Below are 6,274 nucleotides of genomic sequence, written 5' to 3'. Positions count from 1 at the left end.
GGCTCTGCAACAGGGGCCGCTGCCGTCACGGGCTTGGCCACCGGTGCGGCCGCAACCGGGCCATCCGACCCGCCAGCAAATCCCCGATAAAACACGATAGCTGCAACCGCGGCGATCAAAGCGGCAACAAATACCGCAGCCAAAACCGACAACGAACTAAGAACCAACAAAGCTACGAACGCTACAAGGAAAACAGCCCCCGCAATTGCGTATGCAATTGTAAGAGAGCCTTGAGTGTGTCGTGACATTAATGCGCCTCCAAATTCTTCTGACCTGAAATGGATATAACAGGATTCGCGTTTAGGCAAAATTTCTATAGTTCCGCCTAAGTCGCGAGCACCTTTGCCTGAACAATCCAGTCATCACGCGTCACCCGCCCCTTAAACCCAGCAAGGTTTTCGTCTACCCAAGCAATTTCTTCCGCCGTCCAGTTCGCAATCTGGTCGAAGTGGAAAAATCCAAGGGAGTGCAGTAGCGTCTCAAGCTTCGGACCAACGCCTTTGATAAGCTTCAAATCGTCCGCCTGCCCGCCACGCGCCTCGCCAAGACCCGCCGGCTTGGCACCAGGCGCAGCCTTCGGAGCGGCTGCTGAAATCGGCGTCACCTTCGCGACCCGAGGCTTGGCGACTGCAACGCTGCCTTCAATCCAAGGCGTCAAAAGCGGCACTTCCGTGCCATCAATCCGCTTGATGGTATCGCCGATATCAATCGCAGCTTGCGCGCTTGCGTTATACTTGTTCTTTTCGCTTCTGAAGTCTTTCAACGTCGTCAGCCCTTCCTTGGGCTCTGCTGCAAATCGACCGCTCTGCGGACCCGGCACAGGCACGCCACCCGCCGCCATCTCGTCGATGATCTCGCCCAGACGTGCCGTCGTCAGATCCTCGTAATAATCCTTGCCGATCTGCGCCATTGGAGCGTTCGCACAGGCGCCCAGGCACTCGACCTCTTCCCACGAAAACTTGCCGTCATCCGACAGATCATGCGCATTCTTGGCAATCTTTTCTTTGCACACACCAATCAAATCCTCGGCCCCGCAAATCATGCAGGACGTCGTGCCGCACACCTGAATATGCGCCACAGACCCAACGGGATGAAGCTGGAACATGAAGTAGAACGTCGCCACCTCAAGCACCCGGATATAGGCCATGCCCAACATCGCCGCGACGTATTCCATGGCAGGCCGCGTAAGCCAACGCTCTTGCTCCTGCGCACGCCACAAAAGCGGAATGATCGCAGACGCCTGCCGCCCTTCCGGGTATTTCTGAATCTGAGCCTCTGCCCATGCCAGATTGTCAGGCGTGAAAACGAAAGCATCGGGTTGGTCTTTATGAAGTCGGCGCAGCATTACGTAAGTTCTTTCGTCGGGTTGGTCGCTTTAAGGGTCTCAAAGCAATTCTCGCAAATCATCCTGATCTTGGCGAATGCTTCGGTTTTGTCGTTCCATTCCGCCCCGTGGCTTTGAAGATATTCTTCGCATTCATCGCACCACGCGTTCACATGCTCGTCTTCATCCCGCACCCAGTTCACAGGGCGCATCGAGCCATCTTGCCCAGACTGAAGAAGGTGATGGCAAACATACGACGCTCGCGTCTGTCCGTGCGTTGCGCATTCGACGAGTTGCTGAAAACTCACCTATCAATCTCCCCGAACACCACATCCAGTGTTCCGATGATCGCGGCCACATCCGCAAGCTGATGCCCCTTAGAAATATGGTCCATCGCCTGCAAATGCAGGAACCCCGGCGCGCGGATTTTCGCGCGGTACGGCTTGTTCGTGCCATCTGCCACAAGGTAGACGCCGAACTCGCCTTTCGGCGCTTCAACACAGGCATAAGTCTCGCCTTCGGGCACGTGGAAGCCTTCGGTGTAAAGCTTGAAGTGGTGGATCAACGCCTCCATCGAGGTCTTCATATCGCCCCGAGAAGGTGGCGTGATTTTGCCTCGTGACATCACTTCGCCCGGCTCATTGCGCAGCTTTTCACAGGCCTGTCGAATGATCTTCACCGACTCGCGCATCTCGGCCAAGCGACACAGATAACGGTCATAACAATCGCCATTGGTACCCACGGGGATCTGGAAATCAAACTCGTCATAACACTCATAAGGCTGCGAGCGCCGCAAATCCCACGCCATGCCGGAGCCACGCACCATGACGCCGGAAAAGCCCCACTCAAGCGCTTCTTCCTGGCTGATCACGCAGATATCAACGTTGCGCTGCTTAAAGATACGGTTCTCGGTCAGCAGACTATCAATATCGTTCAGCGCCGCCGGAAATTCCTGAGCCCATGTGTCGATGTCTTCGATCAGATCGGGCGGCAGGTCCTGATGCACACCACCGGGGCGGAAATACGCCGCATGAAGCCGCGCCCCACAGGCCCGTTCGTAAAACACCATGAGCTTTTCGCGCTCTTCAAAGCCCCAAAGCGGTGGCGTCAAAGCGCCCACGTCCAAGGCTTGCGTCGTGACGTTCAACAGATGGCTCAAAATCCGGCCGATCTCGGAATAAAGCACGCGGATCAGGCTGGCGCGCCGTGGTACTTCCGTGCCAGTCAGCTTTTCGATCGCCAGACACCAGGCGTGCTCCTGGTTCATTGGCGCCACATAATCCAACCGGTCGAAATACGGCAGATTCTGCAGATACGTTCGGCTTTCCATCAGTTTTTCGGTGCCACGGTGCAATAAGCCGATATGCGGATCACACCGCTCCACGATCTCGCCGTCAAGCTCAAGCACAAGCCGCAAAACTCCGTGTGCCGCAGGGTGCTGCGGGCCGAAGTTAATGTTGAAATTACGGATTTTTTGTTCGCCGGTCAGCGCGTCGTCGAAATTACCGTCCATCATCGTATTCCTTTCGGGCACAGGCTTTGGGCATCTGCCCCAAAGCGCGCCGCCGCGTCGTGTAGCGGGGCGAGATATGCCGCCGCCGCCTGTCCTTGATCCAGGGTCATCGAAAGGTCGCGACCTGCATGCACAGCGGCCATTTGCGCGGTGATCCGCGAAATCCCAAGAAAATCGCAAATCCACTCGAACCCCGGGCCCGCGATCATGTTTTCAAATACCTCAACCAAAAGTCGGGCGCACGGCACCGCTGCGCGATCCGCCGTTCGCCGCTTTCGCGCAGCCCTCGCGGGCGCTCCGCGCACGGCAAGCCGGTCTTTCAACGCAACCTGTTGTGCCTGGTGATGTTTAGTCAGGCGGCCCAGCCTACCCGCCCCGATCGCATCAAAATAGTGAAGTTCTTTGATTGCGCAAAAGTGGCACTCGGGGTGGTCCGACAACTGGCGATGCAGCCAGCTTGTCCCTGCCTTCGCCGCGCCAACGCAAAAGAAAATCGCCGTCATGAGCGCGGCCCGTCCACGTCTTCTTTGAACGCTATAATCCACAAAAGCACCAATGCAATCGCCGGCATTGCGGCCAATGGAGCGAAATATTTCGAGATGCCATAACGCGGCAAAAGCTTCCAGAACGGAACAACCAACAAGGCCACCCAGATCATCGCAAACAGAATTGGCAAACCTCCGCCCATGGAGTTCATCCCTTCGCTTCGGCTTTGTCATCGCCCGGAAGGATGTACTCGGCTCCCTCCCAGGGTGACATGAAATCAAACTGACGGTATTCCTGAACCAGCTGCACCGGCTCATACACGACGCGCTTTTGCTCTTCGTCATACCGCAATTCAGTGTAGCCGGTCGTCGGAAAGTCTTTCCGCAAAGGATACCCTCGGAAACCGTAATCCGTCAGGATCCGCCGCAGATCGGGATGGCCTGAAAACAGCACGCCAAACATGTCGAAGACTTCACGCTCAAACCAGTTTGCGCCGGAATGAACCCCGGTCAAAGACGGCACAATATCGTCCTCGCGCACGCCGACTTTTAAACGGACACGGTGGTTCTGGTACATGCTGAGGAAGTGGTAAACGAGATCAAACCGCGGATCACGGTCCGGGTGATCGACAGCCGTAATATCGACGAGCGTTGAGAACCGGCAATTTCCATCGACCTTCAAAAACTCTACAAACCCTGGCAAAGAGGACTGCGTGACGTGGATCGTCAATTCGCCAAAAGCAATGCCCCATGAGATCACGCAATCAGGGCGCTTCAATTCGATATGGGTGGCAAGCTCGGTGAGGGCCTCGGACATGGGCACCCTTTCCTATCGTGTAATGGAGCCGGTACGGCGAATTTTGCGCTGAAGTTGAAGGATGCCGTAAAGCAGCGCCTCGGCCGTCGGCGGACAGCCAGGCACATAGACATCAACCGGCACAATCCGGTCGCAGCCACGCACGACGGAATAGCTGTAGTGGTAATACCCGCCACCGTTCGCGCAAGATCCCATCGAGATCACATAGCGTGGCTCGGGCATCTGGTCGTAAACTTTGCGAAGCGCGGGCGCCATTTTGTTTGTCAGGGTGCCGGCCACAATCATCAGATCCGATTGCCGCGGACTGGCGCGCGGAGCCGTGCCAAACCGTTCCATGTCATAGCGCGGCATCGCTGTGTGCATCATCTCGACCGCGCAGCAAGCCAGTCCAAACGTCATCCAATGCAGCGAACCGGTGCGCGCCCAATTCACGATGTCATCGGTCGAGGTCACAAGGAACCCCTTGTCCTGCAACTCTTTATTCAATGTCTGAGTAGCAACCTCGCGATCAGCGCCAGCCGTGTTCAGCCCTGTGCTTACTCCCATTCCAGAGCTCCCTTTTTCCACTCGTATGCAAACCCAATGGTCAGCACGCTTAGAAACACCATCATCGACCAGAACGCCGCGTCGCTCAGCCCGCCAAAGGCCACGGCCCATGGGAACAGGAAGGCAATCTCCAGGTCGAAAATGATGAACAGGATCGCCACGAGGTAAAACCGCACATCGAACTTCATCCTTGCATCATCAAATGCGTTAAACCCGCATTCATAGGCCGACAGCTTTTCGGGGTCCGGATTGCTTGGCGCTGCAAGTACCGCCGCCAGAAGCAAAACTGCCCCCAGTGCAATCGCAAGGCCCAAGAAAACAAGGATGGGCAGGTATTCTCGAAGGAAGTCTTCCACGCGTCGGGCTCCATCTACGTCCCGCGTCGTTTCATGCGCAGGGACTTATCGCTCCAATACCTACTTGCGCCTTGCGGCGGGGTCAACGCCGGGTCGCGCCCGAATTCGTATCATTTCGCCTGGAAATACTGCAGGTAAATGCCCTAATCACACTGCAAAAACTGCCCCGAAGTCAAAAGGCGCCGCCACGCAAGAAGCAATGCCAGATCAATCCCTGTTTTACGTACCCCGACACCGATCACCCCCGGCATCCAGACAACCCGGTCAGTGCGGACCAAAACCGCGAAATCCACTTCGCCAGTGATCTCGCGTTATGCGTCGTCAATTCTTAAGGCCTTCAGCCAGATTGCCCAGCCGTCAGTACCTCAAAGGCCACCACACCGTCGTCTATTGATAATGCGCTCGGACACCGCCACTTGCACAACCTCGCGCGTCTCTTCGGCAGGCGCCATCACCGTCATCAACACCAATTGGCGGAGGCGGGGCAATCAGAACCGTAGAGGTCGCCTAAACAGGCACATCGCCCGTCCCAGCCCGCGCAGTCCCGACACCCAATCCAGCATCGCTTGGCGCAACGGATGTCACTGGGGCCACAAAAATGCGGCTGGATCGGCTCCACGCGCAACCCCAGAGGCCGAAAGGCCCTGCGCATTTTTCGGCAACGCCCTCGCGCGCAGCCGTCACAGGCGTCTTCGCCTGCTGGCCAACCGCATCGCCGCATCTGCCAGCGTCCGGCATAAGTTTTTTATAGGCCACAGGCTGATCACCAAATGCGCCAATCATGTACTGTATCCTTATAGCTCAAGGCATCAATACTCAGTCTGGGTGAATAAAAGGTTAGGGCGCCCAATTGGGACGGCGTTTGTCAATAAACGCCTGGCTTCCCGCGTCCGCCTCCGCACTGTCCCACCGCACCAAAAGCGCGTCTATACTCGCTACAATCACCGCCTCGTCGATCACCGGACCCAAAGCCCGCACCATCGCTTTTGCCTCGGCTACCGCTCCAAGCGCGCACTCAAAATAGGGCGCAATCTCACGCTCCACCGCGGCCTCCAGCGCCGCGCGCGGCACTGCCTGCGCCACAAGCCCCAGATCGACCGCCTCGCGGGCACCAAACACCCGCGAAGAAAAGAAAACGCGGCGCGCGCGTGCTTCGCCCATGCGCGCCACCACGTAGGGCCCGATCGTCGCCGGGATCAGCCCAAGGCGCGTCTCGGTCAAACCAAACGACGC

10 protein-coding genes and 1 pseudogene are annotated in these 6,274 nt (G+C 57.2%); all 11 read right to left on the bottom strand.

Features of this window, described 5'->3' with window-relative positions:
* Nucleotides 1-248: pseudogene (locus AC221Y_RS18550) on the bottom strand (hypothetical protein); the annotation flags it as partial.
* Between the two features lie 77 nt (nt 249-325).
* Nucleotides 326-1,345: an NADH-quinone oxidoreductase subunit NuoE gene (gene nuoE / locus AC221Y_RS18545; RefSeq protein WP_486707994.1), complete on the bottom strand. Its 1,020-nt coding sequence runs from the start codon at nt 1,343-1,345 to the stop codon at nt 326-328.
* Nucleotides 1,345-1,536: a hypothetical protein gene (locus AC221Y_RS18540; RefSeq protein WP_486707993.1), complete on the bottom strand. Its 192-nt coding sequence runs from the start codon at nt 1,534-1,536 to the stop codon at nt 1,345-1,347. Before AC221Y_RS18540 ends, nuoE begins: the two co-directional genes overlap by 1 nt.
* A gap of 92 nt (nt 1,537-1,628) precedes the next feature.
* Nucleotides 1,629-2,837: an NADH-quinone oxidoreductase subunit D gene (locus AC221Y_RS18535; protein WP_299752163.1), complete on the bottom strand. Its 1,209-nt coding sequence runs from the start codon at nt 2,835-2,837 to the stop codon at nt 1,629-1,631.
* Nucleotides 2,837-3,340, bottom strand: a complete 504-nt coding sequence (locus AC221Y_RS18530; protein ID WP_486707992.1) for a hypothetical protein — start codon at nt 3,338-3,340, stop codon at nt 2,837-2,839. The genes AC221Y_RS18535 and AC221Y_RS18530 overlap by 1 nt, the downstream gene beginning before the upstream one ends.
* Complete coding sequence (locus tag AC221Y_RS18525) at nt 3,337-3,525, bottom strand: hypothetical protein (RefSeq protein ID WP_299752156.1); 189 nt, start codon at nt 3,523-3,525, stop codon at nt 3,337-3,339. The genes AC221Y_RS18530 and AC221Y_RS18525 overlap by 4 nt, the downstream gene beginning before the upstream one ends.
* A gap of 5 nt (nt 3,526-3,530) precedes the next feature.
* Nucleotides 3,531-4,139 (bottom strand): NADH-quinone oxidoreductase subunit C, encoded by a 609-nt coding sequence (locus tag AC221Y_RS18520; protein ID WP_486707991.1) that lies wholly within the window; start codon nt 4,137-4,139, stop codon nt 3,531-3,533.
* A gap of 12 nt (nt 4,140-4,151) precedes the next feature.
* Complete coding sequence (locus AC221Y_RS18515; RefSeq protein ID WP_299752151.1) at nt 4,152-4,685, bottom strand: NuoB/complex I 20 kDa subunit family protein; 534 nt, start codon at nt 4,683-4,685, stop codon at nt 4,152-4,154.
* Nucleotides 4,676-5,041: an NADH-quinone oxidoreductase subunit A gene (locus AC221Y_RS18510; protein ID WP_486707990.1), complete on the bottom strand. Its 366-nt coding sequence runs from the start codon at nt 5,039-5,041 to the stop codon at nt 4,676-4,678. Before AC221Y_RS18510 ends, AC221Y_RS18515 begins: the two co-directional genes overlap by 10 nt.
* Before the next feature lie 507 nt (nt 5,042-5,548).
* A complete protein-coding gene (locus tag AC221Y_RS18505) occupies nt 5,549-5,824 on the bottom strand; it encodes a hypothetical protein (RefSeq protein ID WP_486707989.1) in 276 nt (91 codons plus the stop codon).
* A 54-nt stretch (nt 5,825-5,878) separates the two neighbouring features.
* The coding region (locus AC221Y_RS18500; protein ID WP_486707988.1) for an enoyl-CoA hydratase-related protein at nt 5,879-6,274 on the bottom strand (396 nt) is incomplete at its 5' end.

Source organism: Boseongicola sp., assembly GCF_057460485.1.
This window is presented reverse-complemented; position numbering and strand designations above follow the sequence as displayed.